Source organism: Brevibacillus sp. YAE8, assembly GCF_057543335.1.
The window spans coordinates 142479-159979 of the sequence record NZ_BAAIYG010000003.1; the positions used below are offsets into that span (position 1 = coordinate 142479).

General features: G+C 54.7%; 17 protein-coding genes and 1 other annotated feature. Of the genes, 8 read left to right on the forward strand and 9 right to left on the reverse strand.

The features are described 5' to 3' along the window. The first annotated feature begins 28 nt into the window (after window positions 1-28). On the forward strand, window positions 29-1000 hold the full coding sequence (locus AC27IT_RS06125) for an asparaginase (protein ID WP_005831366.1): 972 nt from the start codon (window positions 29-31) through the stop codon (window positions 998-1000). A 143-nt stretch (window positions 1001-1143) separates the two neighbouring features. On the opposite strand, the gene AC27IT_RS06130 is transcribed toward AC27IT_RS06125, so the two are convergent. Further along, on the reverse strand, window positions 1144-2376 hold the full coding sequence (locus AC27IT_RS06130) for a Glu/Leu/Phe/Val family dehydrogenase (protein ID WP_487091716.1): 1233 nt from the start codon (window positions 2374-2376) through the stop codon (window positions 1144-1146). Window positions 2377-2746: 370 nt separating this feature from the next. Between AC27IT_RS06130 and AC27IT_RS06135 the strand changes: the two genes are divergently transcribed. Next, window positions 2747-3499 carry a PIG-L deacetylase family protein gene (locus AC27IT_RS06135; RefSeq protein ID WP_487091671.1) on the forward strand — a complete coding sequence of 251 codons (753 nt, stop codon included), beginning with the start codon at window positions 2747-2749 and terminating at the stop codon, window positions 3497-3499. Between the two features lie 71 nt (window positions 3500-3570). Here the strand turns inward: AC27IT_RS06135 and AC27IT_RS06140 are convergent, their stop codons facing one another. From AC27IT_RS06140 to AC27IT_RS06170, 7 genes are all read right to left on the reverse strand, one after another. Then, window positions 3571-4170, reverse strand: a complete 600-nt coding sequence (locus AC27IT_RS06140) for a genetic competence negative regulator (protein WP_007785485.1) — start codon at window positions 4168-4170, stop codon at window positions 3571-3573. A 285-nt stretch (window positions 4171-4455) separates the two neighbouring features. Further along, a complete protein-coding gene (locus AC27IT_RS06145) occupies window positions 4456-4821 on the reverse strand; it encodes a hypothetical protein (RefSeq protein ID WP_005831375.1) in 366 nt (121 codons plus the stop codon). A 155-nt stretch (window positions 4822-4976) separates the two neighbouring features. Continuing rightward, window positions 4977-5909: an NAD(P)/FAD-dependent oxidoreductase gene (locus tag AC27IT_RS06150; protein WP_487091672.1), complete on the reverse strand. Its 933-nt coding sequence runs from the start codon at window positions 5907-5909 to the stop codon at window positions 4977-4979. Window positions 5910-5968: 59 nt separating this feature from the next. Continuing rightward, window positions 5969-6655 (reverse strand): LysM peptidoglycan-binding domain-containing protein, encoded by a 687-nt coding sequence (locus AC27IT_RS06155; RefSeq protein ID WP_487091673.1) that lies wholly within the window; start codon window positions 6653-6655, stop codon window positions 5969-5971. After that, on the reverse strand, window positions 6652-7233 hold the full coding sequence (locus AC27IT_RS06160; protein WP_007785490.1) for a CPBP family intramembrane glutamic endopeptidase: 582 nt from the start codon (window positions 7231-7233) through the stop codon (window positions 6652-6654). Before AC27IT_RS06160 ends, AC27IT_RS06155 begins: the two co-directional genes overlap by 4 nt. Before the next feature lie 17 nt (window positions 7234-7250). Further along, a complete protein-coding gene (locus AC27IT_RS06165) occupies window positions 7251-8759 on the reverse strand; it encodes a RecQ family ATP-dependent DNA helicase (protein ID WP_025843780.1) in 1509 nt (502 codons plus the stop codon). Next, the gene (locus tag AC27IT_RS06170) at window positions 8752-9870 is read right to left on the reverse strand and encodes a YpbB family protein (RefSeq protein ID WP_283859156.1); all 1119 of its coding nucleotides are present in this window, start codon (window positions 9868-9870) and stop codon (window positions 8752-8754) included. Before AC27IT_RS06170 ends, AC27IT_RS06165 begins: the two co-directional genes overlap by 8 nt. Before the next feature lie 186 nt (window positions 9871-10056). Here AC27IT_RS06170 and AC27IT_RS06175 point away from each other — a divergent pair, with 186 nt between their 5' ends. From AC27IT_RS06175 to AC27IT_RS06200, 6 genes are all read left to right on the forward strand, one after another. Further along, window positions 10057-10875, forward strand: coding sequence for a hypothetical protein (locus AC27IT_RS06175; protein ID WP_235694603.1), 819 nt, complete (start codon window positions 10057-10059; stop codon window positions 10873-10875). A 102-nt stretch (window positions 10876-10977) separates the two neighbouring features. Next, window positions 10978-11184, forward strand: a complete 207-nt coding sequence (locus tag AC27IT_RS06180) for a ferredoxin (RefSeq protein ID WP_005836244.1) — start codon at window positions 10978-10980, stop codon at window positions 11182-11184. Window positions 11185-11533: 349 nt separating this feature from the next. Next, window positions 11534-11784, forward strand: a binding site (T-box leader). 67 nt (window positions 11785-11851) lie between these two features. Then, on the forward strand, window positions 11852-13006 hold the full coding sequence (locus tag AC27IT_RS06185) for a pyridoxal-phosphate-dependent aminotransferase family protein (RefSeq protein WP_007785494.1): 1155 nt from the start codon (window positions 11852-11854) through the stop codon (window positions 13004-13006). Further along, complete coding sequence (gene serA / locus AC27IT_RS06190; RefSeq protein WP_007785496.1) at window positions 12999-14582, forward strand: phosphoglycerate dehydrogenase; 1584 nt, start codon at window positions 12999-13001, stop codon at window positions 14580-14582. The genes AC27IT_RS06185 and serA overlap by 8 nt, the downstream gene beginning before the upstream one ends. 125 nt (window positions 14583-14707) lie before the next feature. Beyond that, window positions 14708-15991 (forward strand): ArsB/NhaD family transporter, encoded by a 1284-nt coding sequence (locus AC27IT_RS06195; RefSeq protein ID WP_005835975.1) that lies wholly within the window; start codon window positions 14708-14710, stop codon window positions 15989-15991. Between the two features lie 12 nt (window positions 15992-16003). Then, window positions 16004-16279 carry a hypothetical protein gene (locus AC27IT_RS06200; protein ID WP_025843778.1) on the forward strand — a complete coding sequence of 92 codons (276 nt, stop codon included), beginning with the start codon at window positions 16004-16006 and terminating at the stop codon, window positions 16277-16279. An 86-nt stretch (window positions 16280-16365) separates the two neighbouring features. Here AC27IT_RS06200 and AC27IT_RS06205 read toward each other — a convergent pair whose 3' ends face one another. Beyond that, a complete protein-coding gene (locus tag AC27IT_RS06205; protein ID WP_007785502.1) occupies window positions 16366-17499 on the reverse strand; it encodes an HAD family hydrolase in 1134 nt (377 codons plus the stop codon). Between the last annotated feature and the right edge of the window lie 2 nt (window positions 17500-17501).

Below are 17501 nucleotides of genomic sequence, written 5' to 3' on the forward strand. Positions count from 1 at the left end.
GATGAAAACCCGCTACAGGAGAGAGAGCATGACAAAAAAAATATTGGTAGTCAACACTGGCGGCACCATCGCCATGTCTGTAGATGACACAGAAGGCGTAAAACCGCTGGATGACCAGGCTGTGAACAAAATTCTTCCTTTTTTAGAGCGTTATGCGGACGTCACCATGAAAAATGTACTGAATCTGCCAAGTCCTCACATGACTCCCAAGATCATGAACGACCTGCGCCTGCAAATCGAAGAAGCTTTTCGTCAGGAGCAATACGACGGTGTGGTCATTACGCACGGAACCGATACGCTGGAAGAGACGGCGTATTTTCTCGACCTGACGCTGTCTGTCGACGTGCCGATCGTCGTGACGGGCGCCATGCGCAGCAGCAACGAGCTGGGCGCGGACGGTCCGGTCAACCTGATCTCCTCCGTGCGCACGGCCGCTGATCCCGGAAGCCTGAACAAAGGCGTGCTCGTCGTGTTCAACGATGAGATTCATGCGGCGTGCCACGTCACCAAGACACATACGAGTAATGTCGCCACTTTCCAATCGCCGCAATACGGCCCAATCGGCACCATCGCCAAAAAAAGCGTGCAGTACCACCACGCGCCTTTGGCGCGGGAGCATTACACGATTTCCCATGCCGACGGAAACGTCCCGCTGATTAAAGCAGTCGCTGGCATGGATCCGTCCTGGCTCCAGTTTTTGCTCGACCAGCCGATTGACGGGCTCGTGATTGAAGCGTTCGGCCTCGGCAATTTGCCGCCAGCGATCATCCCGACCTTGCAGCAGTTGCTGGATCGCGGAATCCCGATCGTGCTCGTGTCCCGCTGCTACAACGGGCAAGTACAGGACGTGTACGACTACGAAGGCGGAGGCCGCAAGCTGAAGGAAATGGGCATCATTTTCTCCAACGGGCTCAACGGTCAAAAAGCGCGAATCAAGCTGATCGTCACCCTGCAAAAAACACGCGACTTCCAGGAACTGCAAAAACTATTCGATCAGTAACACGACCGGACAAACCCTCCTCGACCCTTCCAGGAGGGTTTTCCTGTTTCTGTTTCCTGTACGTTCCCGCCCAAACAAAAAGGCTTCGCCACATAAGCGGCGAAGCCCGGTTTTTCTCATATCGGGAAGGTCGTCTGTTTTGCTTATACCCAGCCGCGGAAGCGAGAAGCTTCTGCCATTTTGCGCGCACCGACCATGTAAGCGGAGAGGCGCATGTCCACACGGCGTGTTTGGGACAGGGAGTAAACATTTTCAAACGAGCGAACCATTACTTTTTCCAGTTTCTCTTCTACTTCTTCCTCTGTCCAGTAGTAGCCCTGGTTGTTTTGTACCCATTCGAAGTAGGAAACCGTTACGCCACCGGCACTTGCCAGTACGTCCGGTACGAGCAGGATGCCGCGCTCGGTCAGGATCTTGGTCGCTTCGAGCGTAGTTGGGCCGTTAGCCGCTTCTACGACGATTTGCGCCTTGATGCTGTGAGCGTTTGCAGCAGTGATTTGGTTTTCGATCGCTGCAGGAACGAGAATGTCGCAATCCAGCTCCAGCAGTTCTTTGTTCGTGATCGTGTTGTTGAACAGCTTGGTTACCGTACCGAAGGAGTCGCGACGATCGAGCAAGTAGTCGATATCCAGACCGTTCGGATCGTGCAGAGCGCCGTAAGCATCGGAAATCCCGACGACTTTTGCTCCTGCATCGTGCATGAATTTCGCCAGGTAGCTGCCTGCGTTACCGAAGCCTTGCACGACAACGCGCGCGCCTTTCACGTCAATGTTGCGGCGTTTTGCAGCTTCGCGAATGCAAATGGTAACCCCTTTGGCTGTCGCTGTCTCGCGTCCATGCGAACCGCCAAGTGCAATCGGTTTACCGGTAATGAAACCAGGTGAGTCAAATTCACGGATACGGCTATATTCGTCCATCATCCAAGCCATGATTTGCGAGTTTGTAAAGACGTCCGGAGCCGGAATGTCTTTTGTCGGCCCCACAAGTTGGCTGATTGCGCGAACGTAACCGCGGCTCAGTCTTTCCAGTTCACGGAAGGACATTTCACGCGGGTCGCAAATGATACCGCCTTTACCACCGCCATAAGGCAGGTCGACGATACCGGCTTTGAGGCTCATCCAGATAGAAAGTGCTTTAACTTCATCCTCAGTAACTTCCGGGTGGAAACGAATGCCCCCCTTGGTCGGACCAACCGCATCGTTGTGCTGAGCACGATAGCCCGTAAACACCTTTACTTCGCCGTTATCCATGCGAACCGGAATGCGTACGGTCAAAACGCGTAGCGGCTCCTTCAAGAGTTCAAACATCGATTCTTGGTAACCTAGTTTGTCCAGTGCTTCCTTGATCACCGTTTGAGTCGAATGCAGCAAGTTCATTGTTTCTTGCTTTTCTTTCCCTTCGGTGCTTTCGGTTACCACGTCTTGATTACCCATTACTTACCACCTCAAAAATGTTATCGGTCAATGCAGCCTTTAGTATACACGCTTGTATCAGGGTTGAGAAGCGAAAAAAAGTTTTTTTTCCATTTCGAAAACGTTTTCTCCGGCTCATCTGCATATAAATACAACGATTTCCCCGCCAGTCGCAACTGGAAACGAAAAGCGCCCATGCACCTTGACATGGCGTAAAACGTACATCCCTTGGTTGTTGTAGTGTACCCAACGCGCATTCTTTCATGACGGGGCAAGTGAAATTATGCCATAATGGAAACAGTAATTCTGGAAGTTTATTCACGGAGGCGTTTTTATGAAAAAAAATAAGATTTTGTTCGTTTTCGCTCATCCTGACGACGAAACCTTCGCGTCCGGCATTACGATTTCCAAATATACCCAAGAAAACATAGCAGAATGCCACCTGCTCTGCGCCACCAGGGGCCAAGCAGGCAAACCCGGCAATCCGCCGCTCTGCACCATCGAGCAACTGCCCGCGTATCGCGAGCAGGAATTGAGAGAGGCGGCTTCCATCCTCGGGCTTGCGAGCGTGGACATATGGGACTACCAGGATAAGCTGCTGAACACCGTGCCCGTCCAGGAACTGGTGGAACGCATCCACCAGGCGGTCGCAAAAATCGAGCCTCATGTACTCGTCACTTTTGCCCCGCATGGCATTTCCGGTCATCCGGACCACCAGGCGATCTCTCTCGCAACGACCCAGGCTGTCCAGTCCTTGGGCACGGCGACGAGCGTTCGCAAGCTGTACTACGCAACCCGCGCCTCCAACGGGCCATTCGGGGCCGTACAGCCGCCGTTTTCCGATCCGATCGAAAGCATTACCACCATCGTTGACGGGCCGGCGTACAAGCCGCAGGTAGCTGCTGCTCTGAGCGCCCACCGCACCCAGCATCTGTCCGTAGAGCGCGTGTTCCCTGGCGTCACTGCCGGCGGCTTTGAATCGGTGCCTCCGAGCAATCACTACATTCTGGCCTGGCACAACCTTCCCGGCTACACGATCGCAGGCAAGGAAGCCGACTTTTTCGCCGGCCTCGACAGCCCCGAGTAACCTGAGACAGCAAAAGCACCTAGTTGATGGACTAGGTGCTGTTTATTCTCCCAGGCATTTCATCCTTTTGCTTACGTGAAATGTCTGCATATTTCCTTGACAGCATCGTCGGCAACGACAACTTTGCCATATTCCTCCAGTACATAAATCGTTGTCGGCGTCGCTTCCCCGTACTCAGAGAGGATCGCAATCAACTTGTGGTATCGCTCCTGATCCAATTCCACCTCTTCCAAGACCAGGTGGTATTTCCCCTGGTAGAAGTAGGCCGACCCTCCATTGGTCAGCAAGGCATTGATACGATGGGCAGCTTCAACCATATGCTCAAAGTCACGGAAGGCGTAGATAATCAGGTCGCTTTCCTCTAGGGTGACTTCTAATTCGTACACTTCTTCGTCCTCAAATTCTTCTTCTTTTCCGTCCTTTGAGCCTGTTTTGCCGCGAGTTACGATCACGACCATTCCCTGAGCTGGCAAGGCGAACACTTCAACTGCAACAGGCCCTGACACTTCGAATCCCAATTCGTGATAAGCCTGCTCCATCATGTCGTTGAACAGTTCATGAACTTTAGGAATGTCACGCCACATGTCTTCTTTTTCTATCCCGCGCTCTGTTAGGTCGTCAAACGTTAAAAAGATTCGTATTTTGTCTTGACCAAGGCGTTCAACACGCATGACTGTCCCTCCTCGCCATCCAGTCGTACTACAAAATATGATGCTAAGCCTGTAAGAGTTCTCCGCATTTTCCGACGAATGCCCGTGCTGCATTCAACCATTTTTTCGCAGATGGGAAAATCCGGGGTAGTCCTATCATATCACATTTAGTAGCAGGAACATAGCACCTGACACTCTCCAAGGCTCTTCGCGCACTTTCGCACGCACGTGTCGATTCGGACGCTTGAAAAGCTGACTTTGTAGCAGCTTGTCGCTTCCTGCGCTTTCCCAGGAAAAGCTGCTCGTTTATCGCCATCCAATCATGAGCGCGACTGCGGCCGCCAGGAAGGTGGGAACGGGCATTTTGACAAATTGGATCAGCAGAACAAAAAAGGAGAAGAAGCACAATGGGGCGTGAACCCATCCTGTCTGCAGCATTCGGCCGTACAAAAACTGGCTGACATGAAAATGCAGCAGGCCGAACAACAAGAGGCAAGCCCCGCTGAACAACAGCAGTGACAGCAAAATCTCCACGGGCGAAAACAGAAACATCGACACCCAGTCTCCGAATCGCTCCAGATGCATATGTTTGGCGGGAAAAACGTGCTGGGCAGCACTTCCCAATAGCCATGCCAGAAGTCCGACAAACAGGCTTCTTCCCATTACCAGCATGATTCTAGGGCCTCCCGATTGTTTCTTCCCCCCATATATATTGATTCCGGCTAGTTCGGGTTCCGCGTCCATTTGCTCAAGCAAGAAAAAAACGCCGCACGCTTCGGCGTTTGCTTTTTTCCCAAAACGTCCGCCCTGCTCCCCCTGCAAAGGGGCTATTTCTGTTCAAACGGCAGCTCGCCATCCAGCTCGCGAAGTCGCTTCTGAATCCAGATCGCCGCCTGTGCGCCATCCCCCATCGCGATCGCGACCTGCTGGGAATGAACGGCGATGTCACCGACTGCCCACAGATTGCGATGATCGGTTTCTTTTGTGCGCGGATCGGTGCGCACGTGTCCTTTTTCATTGATATGTACGGAAAAAGCTTGCAACAGCCCGGTCTGGGCCTGCGCCCCGGGAAAGGCCAAAAAGGCGCGGGTCACGGTCAACTTTTCCCCTGAGGAAAGCTCTAATCGCTGCAAGAGGCCATCTGCTTGCACGAGCTTTTCCACACGCGCAGCGCGATAGCCAATCCCCAGCCTGTCCAGCAGCGCCTGCTCCTCTTCGTCGATTTCGCTGCCGCCGTGATTGACGACGACCAGCTTTTTCGTGTAGAAAAACAGCTCGCCTGCCATCTGGACAGCGTGTGGGCCATCGCCAATCACCGCCGTTGTCTGTCCGACGCTCTCGTACCCGTCGCAATCCGGGCAAATAAAAACAGACAGCCCGAGACAGTCGCGCAGTTCGGCAATCGCCGGAAAAGGGTCCGCCATCCCCGTCGCCATGACGAGCGTTTTCGCCTGCAACGCCTGTGCGCCCGCTCTCGTTTTCGTGGTTACCCGGAAGCTTCCCTCCGGATTTGCGACAAGCCCTGTCACTTCATCCGCAATGAACTCGGCGCCGTATTGCGCGGCCTGCTTCCGCCCTTCTTGGCGAAAAAAATCGCCGCTGACCCCTTCCGAGAATCCGAGGATGTTCCGGTAGTTTTTGGCGACCGCCGACCGTCCTCCCGGCACGTCGATGACCGCCACGCGGCGACGGCTTCTGGCGAGCTGGATCGCCGTCTGCAAGCCCGCTATTCCCCCGCCTACAATGATCGTATCGTACATCGCTAGCCCTCCACTGATCCGTCTACTGCCTTTAGCATAACCGCAGGCGGCGGGAACGATTACGGAGAGAGCGGCACGAAGACCACCTTTCCTTCTGCCAGTTGCGTTTCCGCGTTCAGCCCGTTGTATTTGGCAATGCGGGCGACGTTGGAATTGTTGCCGTAATATTTGCGGGACAGCATGAACAGCGTCTCTCCCTTTTGTACGACGTGCTTGACGACTTTTGGCTTCTGGGCTGGTTGTACCGGCTTCTGTTCAGGAGCTGGCTGTGCCGGAGCAGGAGCAGCAGATGCGCTCTCGGTTTTTTGCTGGACGGGCTTGCTCTCGGTTTGCGGAGCTACTGCCGCGCTTGTGCTGGCCGGAGCGCTGCTTGCGGCAGTAGCAGGCGGCGAAGCGGCAACAGACGCAGATTCAGTCTGGTCGGCTGGCTGCGCAGTCTCTGCGGGAGTAGACGGGAGCGCCACCGATGTTGGCTCGCTGGCGGCTGTTTCCGTTTCCGCTCCCGTTTCTGCTTCGGCTGCCGCCGTCTTCGCTTCGCCTGCCTCTGGCGGCGTCAAGATCATGTCGACGGCTTCTGCCTGTTCCCGGGCTACATTCGCCTTGTACAGCTCCAGGCCGATCAGCCCGAAAAAAACAAGTCCAAATACCAAGAGTCCCGACCGAACCCATGTTTTCAATCCCACTGACGCTTTTGGGCGGGTATGACGGGAGCGTCGAGGCGGCAATTGGTTCGTCTGCAAATTCACTCTTCCTCCCCCTTTTCCTTTTTCAAAGTCTTTTGCAGATAAAAGGCCAATGAAACATCAATGGCAATATGCGCGACGATGGGCGGCCACAAAGAGCCGTGCCAATCCATCAGCAGCCCCAACAGCCAGCTCGTGCCATACACGCTCGCGATTAACAGCGGCTTTTTCAAATAGCGCACATGTACGAGCGTAAAGATGAGGCTCGTCCAGGCATTCCCGGCAAACGGCTGGATCACGCCGCGAAACAGCCATTCCTCGCCAATACCGACGATGACGCATACGAGCACCGTCAGGCTGGAAGACATGGCTCCAAACACTTTTTCGTTGATGCTGCCGTCGTCCTGCCAGCGTCTGGGTAAATAGGTTTCCATGGCAATGCTGAAGAGCACAATCCCCGCTGCCACACCGCACGCAAGGCCGATTCCCTTCCACCCCGGGAAGCTGAACAAGCCAAGCGTCCCTTGCCATCCGTGGACCCAGAAGCTGCTTGCCGCTGCCGCCGCCAAAACCAACGCCTGGGTCAGCCACAGATTCAGCCGCAGCGTCGCTTCATCCACCTCTAGCCCACTTTCTTTCACGTAATCGTTCTCTCCTTTTATTTTTTCGGCAAAAGCTTGTCCAATGCCTGCCGCAAACTCCAACTGTTTTGTGCTTCCGGCTGCATCAGCGCGGGCTGCTGCCCTTCGTAAGCTTGCCGCTGCAATCCGCAGCGCGAGCAGCAAAAACGGTCATAGCCGTGGTCTGCTTCGCCAAAGTATTGATTCAAATGCTTGCGCAGACAACTGTCAGCGAGCACGTACGATACCATTTCGGACAACTTTTTTCGCTTGACGGCCTTTCGCTTTTCCGTCTCCTGCCAAATATCATGGACGGGATTGGCTATTTCGTGTGTGCTGCTCACCTGCGCCCGGGACAGGGCACGCTCTGTATAAAAGGTGAGCATGGCCGCCATTTCCTCGGACATGTCGATCATGGCCAATGCCTGGGCATCCAGGGCCGCTCCCCCGCGGTAATACTGGATAAACTGCTGGATTTGCACAGGAGTCGGGTATTCCTTGTCCAGCATGTACTGATGAATCTGGATGTCCTCCTGGGCGTACAGCAGCATGGCATAGCCGGGCCGTCCATCGCGGCCGATCCTGCCGATCTCCTGCGAGTACGCCTCCAGGCTTGCTGGCATCTGGTAGTGAATGACGTAGCGAATATCCGGCTTGTCGATGCCCATGCCAAATGCGTTCGTCGCGATGATGACGTCCAGTTCGCCCGCCAGAAACTGCGTCTGGATCAGCATCCGCTCTATGCTGTTCATGCCTCCGTGGTAACCGTCCACGCGCCTTTTCCCGTCGAGCTGATACGCAGCCACGAGCACATCGACGGCCTGCCGCGTGCTGCAATAGACGATTCCCGGCCCTTCCAGCCTGTCCATCAGCTCGAACGTCAGTTGGCGCCGCTCGCTTTCCCCGTTCACTTCCGCCAGATCAAACGCGATGTTTGCCCGATTGAGCGATTGCACGACGACATGTTCCTGCGCAATCCCGAACAGGGAGCAGATTTCATTGCGCACCGCTGTCGTCGCCGTCGCGGTCACAGCCAGCACGGGCGGATTGCCGAGCTGTTTTAGCGTGTCCGGCAGCCGCAAGTAATCGGTGCGAAAATCGTGTCCCCACGCGGAGATGCAGTGGGCTTCGTCAATCGCCAGAAGCGACACCCGCGCGCGGCCCAGCACTTGCTGGACGTAGGGCTGCTGCAGCTTTTCCGGCGAAATGTACAGCAGCTTGCAGGCGCCAGCCGCGATCTTCTGCAACACTTCCCGCGCCTCTGCCGGGTCTTGCGTGCTGTTTAAATAGGCGGCAGGTATGCGCCTTTTCGTGCGCAGTTGCTGAACCTGATCGACCATGAGCGAAATGAGCGGGGAAACCACCACCGTGATACCCGGCAACAGCAAGGCAGGAAGCTGATAGGTGACCGATTTCCCGCCGCCCGTTGCCATCAGGCCGAGGACGCTCTGTCCGCCTAGCACTCGTTTTATGATAGCCGCTTGGCCCGGCCGGAATGCCTCGTAGCCGAAATACTCCTTCAAATAGTCGTGCAACTCTTTATCCATTCGTCTCCCCCTGCCTGCGGGCCAACGCCAGACGGATTTGCAAATAGCTGACGGCAGGCCCGACGTGGTCCTTGATGAGCCGCAGTCTGCTCGTTTGCAACGCTTCGCTTGCGGCGACGATCACGCTGCGCGTCTCGGGGGACAAATAGGCCGATTCATCCCACTCCGGACAGCGCAGGGCAATTTCCACGAGATGATCTTCGACCGTGCTTTCTTTCATTTGCCGTCTGACGGCGATCTCCGCCTTGCTCCAGCCGCGCTGCACCATGGCATACGTCCGGGCCGCGCTGTCGCTCAACCGCGGATCGAGCTTGTTTTCCCGGGTGACCAGCCGGGAAAGCAGCGGAAACGCCTCTGCTTCCTTCATCAGCCGTTGCATCGAGGCAGCCAGCCCATAGCGGAACAACAGCGTCAGATAGACGCGCGTCACCTGCTGTTGCTTCGCCAGTTGTCCAAGCGTTTTTCCCACCTGCGAGATGCCGGATAGTTGAGTGACCAGCAGCTTTTGCACCTCGGGCGCAAGCGGCTCCCACAGCCGGTACAGCTCCTCGGCCAGCCCGTCTGTCCATACCGCTCTCGCCTCTTTCGGCTGCAACTGCTCCTTGACCCAAAGCTGGACGGATTTGTCGGTCACGACAGGCGTAAACCCAAGGTCTTTTCCCAGCATTTGCGACACCGTTTGCACCAGAAGGTGAAGCCGCTGCCAAAACGTCTCGATGCGCGAAGCGAAATCAAACTGCGTAAAGGGCGCAAACCAGACGGCGAAGCGGTATTTCTCATACGCCTCCCGGGCAGACTGGCAGCCTGTTTCGGTGACCCAAAACGTCGGCTTGGGGCTTGCCCCTTCCCCTTCCCGCTGTTGCAAATGCCCTTTTTGAAACAAAGTTGCAACAATTTTATCCCAATCCTCTTTTGAAAAACCGGGAAACATCCGATAATACGGATAAAGGTTGTACAAATGCACATCCTGCAGGGTCTGATTCGCTTTTCTGCCGCGCAGTATGTAGTAGGCTGACTGAAGCGTTCTCTCGTTCGCCAGAGGAATCATCGCATTCAGGGCGACAGCGCATAGAAGCTCAAGTTCCTCTGCCACACTGTTTTGACTGTTCATTGGTACTCCTTGCACTTTTCCTTTTTATTTTTGGCGGGCATGGCAGCCTGCACCATTTTTGCTGGATTGGATTTGGAGGATTTCTTTATGACAAAACGATTGAAAAAGTCAGAATTTATGATGGCGTACATGATCATCATAACACTTGCATGCGGGGTTGGTGGATTTTTTTTCGGCGCCCATTATATGAAGTCATCGATTGAAGCCGAGCAGGCGGCTGCGCTGGAAGCCAAACAAAAAGAAGCGGAAAAGGAAAAGCTCCTGCGCGAGCAAAAGCTGTACAGCGAGCAGGACTTCATCCGCTTTTACTACGCCGTGTACGCGCCGGCGCTTGAACTGAAACAGGCGCATTTCGATGCGATGGCAAATTGGGGAAGCCTCGATCAGAAAGGCCGCTCTGACGCGTTGAAGCAGTTGGAAAAGCTCGCCGAGCAGACGCTGAAGGAGTTGGAAAAAAAGGTGCCGCTCCCGACCTCTCCGCTGCTGACACAAGCACACGCCAATTTTACGAACAGTGTACGGGCTTATTTGGATAGTATGGAGAGAATCCGTTCCGATCAGAATAGTAATGCCGCAACGCCTGCTGCCATCGCTTCCAACTTGACTTTATCCCAGAACAGTTGGTTGACGGCCCAGGAAATGGTCTATCATTCCGTCGCGGCTTGGGAATCGGCGTATGTCGAGAAAAAACCGATGCCACAAACAGCGCCTGCAACCGTTACGGCAGCGCAGTGGAAGCAGTACCCTTTTCACTACCGGACTTATTTGGCCGCCCTGTTCATGTCTGCGAACAAGCATTGGGACAGCTACAATCCGGAAGATTTGACCGCCCGCCTCGACCTGCTGCTTGCTTCCAGCGAGTCGCAAACGTTGGGAATCACGGATGTGGCAGCGGCAGTGAAGGTGTTGCATGCAACCGATGCCGTCCACTTTGGCGATTTCAAGAAGTTGAATGGCAAGCTTTACTCCGTACTGAACACCCCTGAAATCCCGCTTTACAAGTAGTCGTACATTTTTAGACTGATTCAATCTTGAAATCTTGTGAACAAGAGCATACAATTGTCTATGACAGTGGACGTACCACTTGTAACGGGAGGTGAAACCACAATGACTACATGGGTAGATAAAGATACTTGTATTGCTTGCGGTGCCTGTGGCGCCACGGCCCCTGACGTTTTTGACTACGACGATGAGGGCCTTGCGTTCAACAAGTTGGATGACAACTCTAACAGTGTTGAAATCCCGGATATCCTGCAAGACGACGTTCGCGACGCTGCGGAAGGATGCCCGACCGACTCTATCAAAGTGGAATAGGATTCCAAGAACAAAACCTCTTACGTACTTTGTATGTAAGAGGTTTTTCAGTTTTCTCCCCTGAACGGCTGATCGGCATTTTCCCGTTTCTTATTTTTTGATTTTTCGGTAAGATAAAATCACGCAGAAAAACCGAACATTCCGGCGCATTTTTCCCATTTTTTGTGAGACCAATATCTTAACGTTCGGTTTTTGGTTGTTTTCTAGCTCTTACCCACTCCCTGATCGCTATTATTCACGAACGATAAATCTATTTTTTTTGACATTGTTCATTTTTTCTTGTTTTTGTTCTTGACGGTGTCATTTTGCCGTGATATCTTTAGTACAAATCTTACGAAACACCACATCACCAACAGCGATGACGAAGAAATGCTGTGGCCCCGGAAATCCTCAGAGAGCCGATGATTGCTGCGAATCGGCGGTTTCTACCACAGATAAGCACTTCCGAGCTGCTGCGCTGAACGGACGATTTTTCCCGTCCCAGTAGGTGCGAACGGTAGATCCGTTATCTCTACAGGTCATGTACCTGCCAAGGCTCCTTTTTGAGAAAAAGGGAGCGAATGAGGGTGGCACCGCGAAGCAAAGCCTCTCGTCCCTCACTGTTCTGTAATAGGAGCAGTGTGAGAACGGGAGGTTTTTTTATTGATTTATTTAGGAGGAGAGAGACATGTTCACTGACAAACTGATTTTGCGCATTCCCGGCCCTACCCCGATCCCCCCTCGCGTGCAGTTGGCGATGAGCCAGCCGATGATCGGACATCGCAGCGGCAAATTTTCCGCTCTGTTCGCTCGCACGGCGGAACGACTGAAGCCTTACTTCGGTACGACCCAGGACGTGTACATCCTGGCTGGCAGCGGAACCGCCGCGCTGGAAACAGGCGTCGTGAACACTCTGCAGCCTGGAGATGAGGCAGCGATTCTCGTCAGCGGCGCTTTCGGCGAGCGTTTCGCCAAAATTTGCGAGCGCTACGGCGTGGTTGCCCACCGTCTGGAGGTTCCTTGGGGGCAGGCCGTTACACCAGAGCTGCTGGAAGCTTTCCTCAAGGAAAAACCGCAAGTAAAAGCGGTATTCGCGACCTACTGTGAAACATCTACCGGGGTGCAAAACCCGATTGCCGAGCTTGCCAAAACGATCCGTACCCATTCGGACGCGCTGTTCATCGTAGACGCGGTTAGCTGCCTGGGCGCTGTCCCTTGCGAAATGGACGCCTGGGGTGTCGACATCGTCGTGACCGGCTCGCAAAAAGCGTTTATGCTGCCAACCGGCCTTGCTTTTCTGGCGGCGAGCGAACGCGCCTGGAAAGTCATCGAAGCGAACAAGCCGCTCGCTTTTTATCTCGACCTGAAGGCGTACAAAAAAAGCCTCGCCGAGCAAACAACGCCGTACACCCCTGCCGTCTCGCTCATTTTCGGTCTGGCCGAGGTGCTCGATATGCTCGACGAGGAAGGCTTGCCTGCGATCATCAAACGCCATGAGCTGATGCGCGACATGACCCGCGCAGCCATGCGGGCGTTGAACGTCAACCTGATGGCCGACGACGCTTACGCCGCTCTGACCGTCACTTCCTGCGATCCTCAAGGGGCGTTTGACGCAGAAGCGCTGCGCAAGGTGCTGACGAAGCAGTACAACGTCACCATCGCCGGCGGCCAACAGCATTTGAAGGGGAAAATTTTCCGCATCGGGCACATGGGCTATTGCGAGCCGCTCGATGTCCTGCAAGTGATTTCCGCGATTGAAATGTCGCTCCACCAGATCGGTGCTCCAGTCGAGCTGGGTGCCGGTGTCAAAGCTGCTCAGGAGGTGCTCATTGCACATGTATAAAGTTCTCATTACTGACCCACTTAGCGAATTTGGTATCCAGCAACTGCTGGACGCAGAAGATGTCGAAGTCGTCCGCAAAACCAACCTCTCTCCTGCTGAGCTGATCGAAGTCATCGGCGACTACGACGCCTTGCTCGTCCGCAGCCAAACACAGGTGACAGCCGAGGTGCTCGCCGCCGGGAAGAACCTGAAAGCAGTCGGCCGCGCTGGCGTAGGCGTGGACAATATCGACATCGCCGCAGCGACTCAGGCGGGTATCCCGGTCATCAATGCGCCGGACGGCAATACGATTTCCACCGCCGAGCATTCCTTCGCCATGCTGATGGCAGTCGCTCGCAACATCCCGCAGGCGCACAAAAAGCTGGTCGACGGCACTTGGGACCGCAAAAGCTTCCAAGGAGTGGAGTTGAACAAAAAAGTGCTCGGCGTCATCGGCATGGGCCGGATCGGCTCCGAGGTCGCCAAACGGGCCAAAGCGTTTGGGATGAGCGTCATGGGCTACGACCCGTTCATGACGGAAGAACGCGCGCAAAAAATGGGCGTCATCCACGCGACTGTCGATGAGATTTGCCGTCAGGCCGATTTCATCACCGTTCACACCCCGCTGACAAAAGAAACACGCCACATCATCAGCACGCGTGAATTTGCCAAGATGAAGGAAGGCGTGCGTCTCATCAACTGCGCGCGCGGCGGCATCATCGACGAGAAAGCGTTGTACGAAGCCATCACAAGCGGCAAAGTCGCCGGAGCCGCTCTGGACGTATTCGAGGAAGAGCCGCCTGTCGACAACCCCCTGGTCGGCCTGCCGCAAGTGGTCACGACCCCTCACCTGGGCGCTTCGACAGTGGAAGCGCAGGAAAACGTCGCGGTCGACGTTTCCGAGGAGATTTTGAAGGTACTGCGCGGCGAGCCGTTCAAAAACGCCGTAAACCTGCCGTCCATCCCTGCACATGTGATGGAAAAGGTGCAGCCGTACTTCCAGCTCGGTGAGAAGCTGGGCCATTTCCTCGCCCAAGTGACTGTCGGTTCGATCTCCGAGGTGGCAATCAAATACAGCGGCGAGCTGACCGACGTGGATACGTCGCCACTGACCCGTACCGTCCTGAAGGGCGTCTTGTCCTTCCGCCTCGGCGAAGTCGCGAACTACGTGAATGCGCCGCTGCTGGCAAAAGTGCGCGACATCACCGTTACCGAGCAAAAGGCGGCGCAAAACAAAGGCTTTACCAACCTGCTGACGGTAACCCTGAAGACGACGCAAGAAACTCGCACCGTTGCGGGTACGCGTCTCAACGGCTACGGCGCGCGGATTGTGAAAATTGACGACTTCGCCATCGACGTGGCGCCAGAAGGCTATCTGCTCTATATTCACCACAACGACCGCCCCGGTGTCATCGGACGCGTCGGTTCCATCCTTGGCGAAAACAGCGTCAACATCGCGACGATGCAAGTAGGGCGCCGCGATGTCGGCGGAGACGCGATCATGATGCTGTCTGTAGACAAACCGCTGACCCCCGAGCTGCTCGATACGATGGGCGAGCTGGCCGAAGTGAAAAGCGTCACGCAAATTGAACTGTAGGCGGTTTTTCCCGCTTCATGTTTCGCCGAAAAGACCTGGCTGCGCGCCGGGTCTTTTGCTTTACCCTCCATTTTGTTAGCGCTATAATGGGACAAGATGATTTTACACCAAGAAAGGAGTTTCTTATGACGAACCAGGCGCTGTTCGCCATTGGCATCTTTTTAGTTACTTACGCATTTATTATTAGCGAAAAATTGCACAGAACGATCGTCGCCATGTGCGGCGGGATTCTCATGGTGCTGTTTGGCATCGTCACCCAGGAGCAGGCGATTCATCACATCGACTTCAACACGCTCGGCCTCTTGATCGGGATGATGATTCTCGTAGCTGTGACAGCGCAAACCGGCGTGTTCAAATACGTCGCGATTCGCGCCGCCAAGCTGGCAAAAGGCAAGCCAGTCCGCATTCTCGTCTACTTGAGCATCATCACCGCGCTCGCTTCTGCTTTTCTGGACAACGTCACGACGGTGCTCCTGATCGTCCCCGTTACGTTCAGCATCGCCAGACAGCTTGAGCTGAATCCGATTCCTTTTTTAATCAGCGAAATTATTGCCTCCAATGCAGGCGGTACCGCAACCTTGATCGGCGACCCGCCCAATATCATGATTGGCAGCTCCGTGCCCGAGCTTGATTTTATGGCGTTTTTGCTGAATTTGAGTCCGGTTATTGCCATCATCATGGCGCTGACCATCTTGTGCCTCGTTTTCATTTATCGGAAACAACTGCATACTTCTCCGGAGCTGAGCGCGAAGATCATGCAGTTGAACGAACGCGACGAAATTACCGATACGACCTTGCTGAAAAAATCATTGACCGTCATGGCTTTGACGATTATCGGCTTCATGCTGCACGGGGCCCTGCATCTGGAATCCGCGACCATCGCGCTCACTGGCGCTTTTCTGCTTCTCCTCATCACCGGAGAGCATTACCTGGAGGACGCGATCAGCAAAGTCGAGTGGAACACGATTTTCTTTTTCATCGGCTTGTTTGTCCTTGTATCGGGTCTGGTCGAAACAGGCGTCATCGCGAAGCTGGCGAGCCAGGCGATCAACCTGACAGGGGCCGATCCGTTGAAAACGTCGCTGCTCATTCTGTGGATGAGTGCGATTGCTTCGGCGTTTGTGGACAACATCCCGTTCGTCGCGACGATGATCCCGATGATTAAAGAGATGGGGGCACTGGGCATTACCAACCTGGAGCCGCTTTGGTGGAGCCTCGCTCTCGGCGCCTGCCTGGGCGGAAACGGCACGCTCATCGGTGCCAGTGCCAACGTCATCGTCGCCGGTCTCGCCGCCAAGGAAGGGCACCATATCGGCTTTGTCAGCTTTATGAAGGTGGCTTTCCCGCTGATGATTATGTCGATTGTCGTCTCCCATCTGTACGTTTACTTACGCTATTTTGTCTGGTAAGGAGGAAACCGTTTGCTCCACTACACATTTGCTGAGAATGAAATCGAGATCACGGAGAAAAGCGCAGCGCAGGACACTACTTTTACGATTGCGGTCAAGTCCGAGGAAATGAGAACGCGGCTGAAGCAGGTTCGCCATTTTTTTGAGGAAAACAAAGATTACACCGATGTGCTGTTTTACTCGCGCCAGGACGGAACCTACGAAGTGATCGTCCGCCACGATCAAAAGCACGCGTTTCTCATTCACGCCTTCCGCTGCAAATGTTTGACCTCCTTGCGCTGGGCTTGAGCTTGCACACACGTTTGGACAAAATCACAAAGACTCCGCCGCTTTTCATTGCGATGGAGTCTTTTTCGTACGCCGTGCGCTTGGCTTCACTTCAAGATATCCAAAAGGCCGCGAACATCATCCAAAATGTAGTCGGCTTGCACTTCTTCAAATTTGCTGCGGGCCTCCTGGCCTGACAATCCGGTCAGTGTCGCCGCAAACCGGCAGCCGATGGAGCGAGCCGCGAGGAAATCGGCCAAGGAATCTCCCACGACCAGCACTTCGGCGCCGTTCGCGATCGGCAGCGGGTATTGCAGCACGTCACGGTCCGGTGTGGACAAGCCGAGCAAACCTTTTACATACGAAAAAGGATGCGGCTTGGACAAGGGCACGTAGTTCGGGCAGTTCGCTTCTGCTTCGAGCACATGAGTGGCGGTCACTACACGCTCAGGGTCAAACCAATCCAACAGGCCCATCTCGCGCAAAGGAACGTGTGTCTCGATGCTCGGACGGCCTGTTCCAATGCCCAATGTGTACCCGCGTTCTGTTAACGTGCGGAACAGCTCGACCATGTCTTTCGTCGGCACAATCGGGATTTCGTCAGTCAGGAAGCCTTTTTTGCCTGGCTGCATCGTTTCCCGTCCGATAGAGGCAGCCACTCGCTCATCGCCCAAGTACCATTCCTGAAACGTCTCCTGCACCAACTGCCACAGGGCGCAGTTCGGCGAAAACATGTCGGTTTCCACTCCGCAACGTTCGCGGGCCAGCTCGTTCAAATACAACAGCAGGTCGGCCTTTTGCGCCGAGCTTCGCGCAAAGTCAGGGAGAAAAGCAGCGTAGTCGACCTGAAAATCAGGAGCGTAGACGGTTGCCCAGTCGCGCAGCCGGGCGAGCTCTTGCCGCTCAAGTGGAGCGGTGAGCAGGCTTGCCGCCTCCGGCACGTGCGGCTTGAGGGCTTCGATCAAACGAATCAACTGGTAGGAAAACGCGAGGAAAACCATATCCCAGTTGGAATTGATGCCGCGGGATTTGATGAAATCCAGCACTTCATCATGCGCGAACACTTGCTCACGGACGCGCCGAATCAGCGCTTCCTCGGGAGCCGGAGTAAACGTATCCCCTTGCAAACCGACGTACCCCGGACTGAACAAAAGCTCCCAGACTGTCAGCGCGGAAGCATCGAAGTAGCGTTCTTCGCTGAGCATAACCCCATCCACATCAAACAAGATCGTTTTTATCATCT

Bases quoted from the DNA above. Each gene is read 5' to 3' on its own strand.
- AC27IT_RS06125 (WP_005831366.1), top strand. From the start codon at position 29: ATGACAAAAAAAATATTGGTAGTCAACACTGGCGGCACCATCGCCATG.
- AC27IT_RS06150 (WP_487091672.1), bottom strand. From the start codon at position 5,909: ATGTACGATACGATCATTGTAGGCGGGGGAATAGCGGGCTTGCAGACG.
- AC27IT_RS06195 (WP_005835975.1), top strand. From the start codon at position 14,708: ATGACGAACCAGGCGCTGTTCGCCATTGGCATCTTTTTAGTTACTTAC.
- AC27IT_RS06185 (WP_007785494.1), top strand. From the start codon at position 11,852: ATGTTCACTGACAAACTGATTTTGCGCATTCCCGGCCCTACCCCGATC.
- serA (WP_007785496.1), top strand. From the start codon at position 12,999: ATGTATAAAGTTCTCATTACTGACCCACTTAGCGAATTTGGTATCCAG.
- AC27IT_RS06145 (WP_005831375.1), bottom strand. From the start codon at position 4,821: ATGCTGGTAATGGGAAGAAGCCTGTTTGTCGGACTTCTGGCATGGCTA.
- AC27IT_RS06135 (WP_487091671.1), top strand. From the start codon at position 2,747: ATGAAAAAAAATAAGATTTTGTTCGTTTTCGCTCATCCTGACGACGAA.
- AC27IT_RS06140 (WP_007785485.1), bottom strand. From the start codon at position 4,170: ATGCGTGTTGAACGCCTTGGTCAAGACAAAATACGAATCTTTTTAACG.
- AC27IT_RS06130 (WP_487091716.1), bottom strand. From the start codon at position 2,376: ATGAACTTGCTGCATTCGACTCAAACGGTGATCAAGGAAGCACTGGAC.
- AC27IT_RS06170 (WP_283859156.1), bottom strand. From the start codon at position 9,870: ATGAACAGTCAAAACAGTGTGGCAGAGGAACTTGAGCTTCTATGCGCT.
- AC27IT_RS06180 (WP_005836244.1), top strand. From the start codon at position 10,978: ATGACTACATGGGTAGATAAAGATACTTGTATTGCTTGCGGTGCCTGT.
- AC27IT_RS06175 (WP_235694603.1), top strand. From the start codon at position 10,057: ATGAAGTCATCGATTGAAGCCGAGCAGGCGGCTGCGCTGGAAGCCAAA.
- AC27IT_RS06205 (WP_007785502.1), bottom strand. From the start codon at position 17,499: ATGATAAAAACGATCTTGTTTGATGTGGATGGGGTTATGCTCAGCGAA.
- AC27IT_RS06165 (WP_025843780.1), bottom strand. From the start codon at position 8,759: ATGGATAAAGAGTTGCACGACTATTTGAAGGAGTATTTCGGCTACGAG.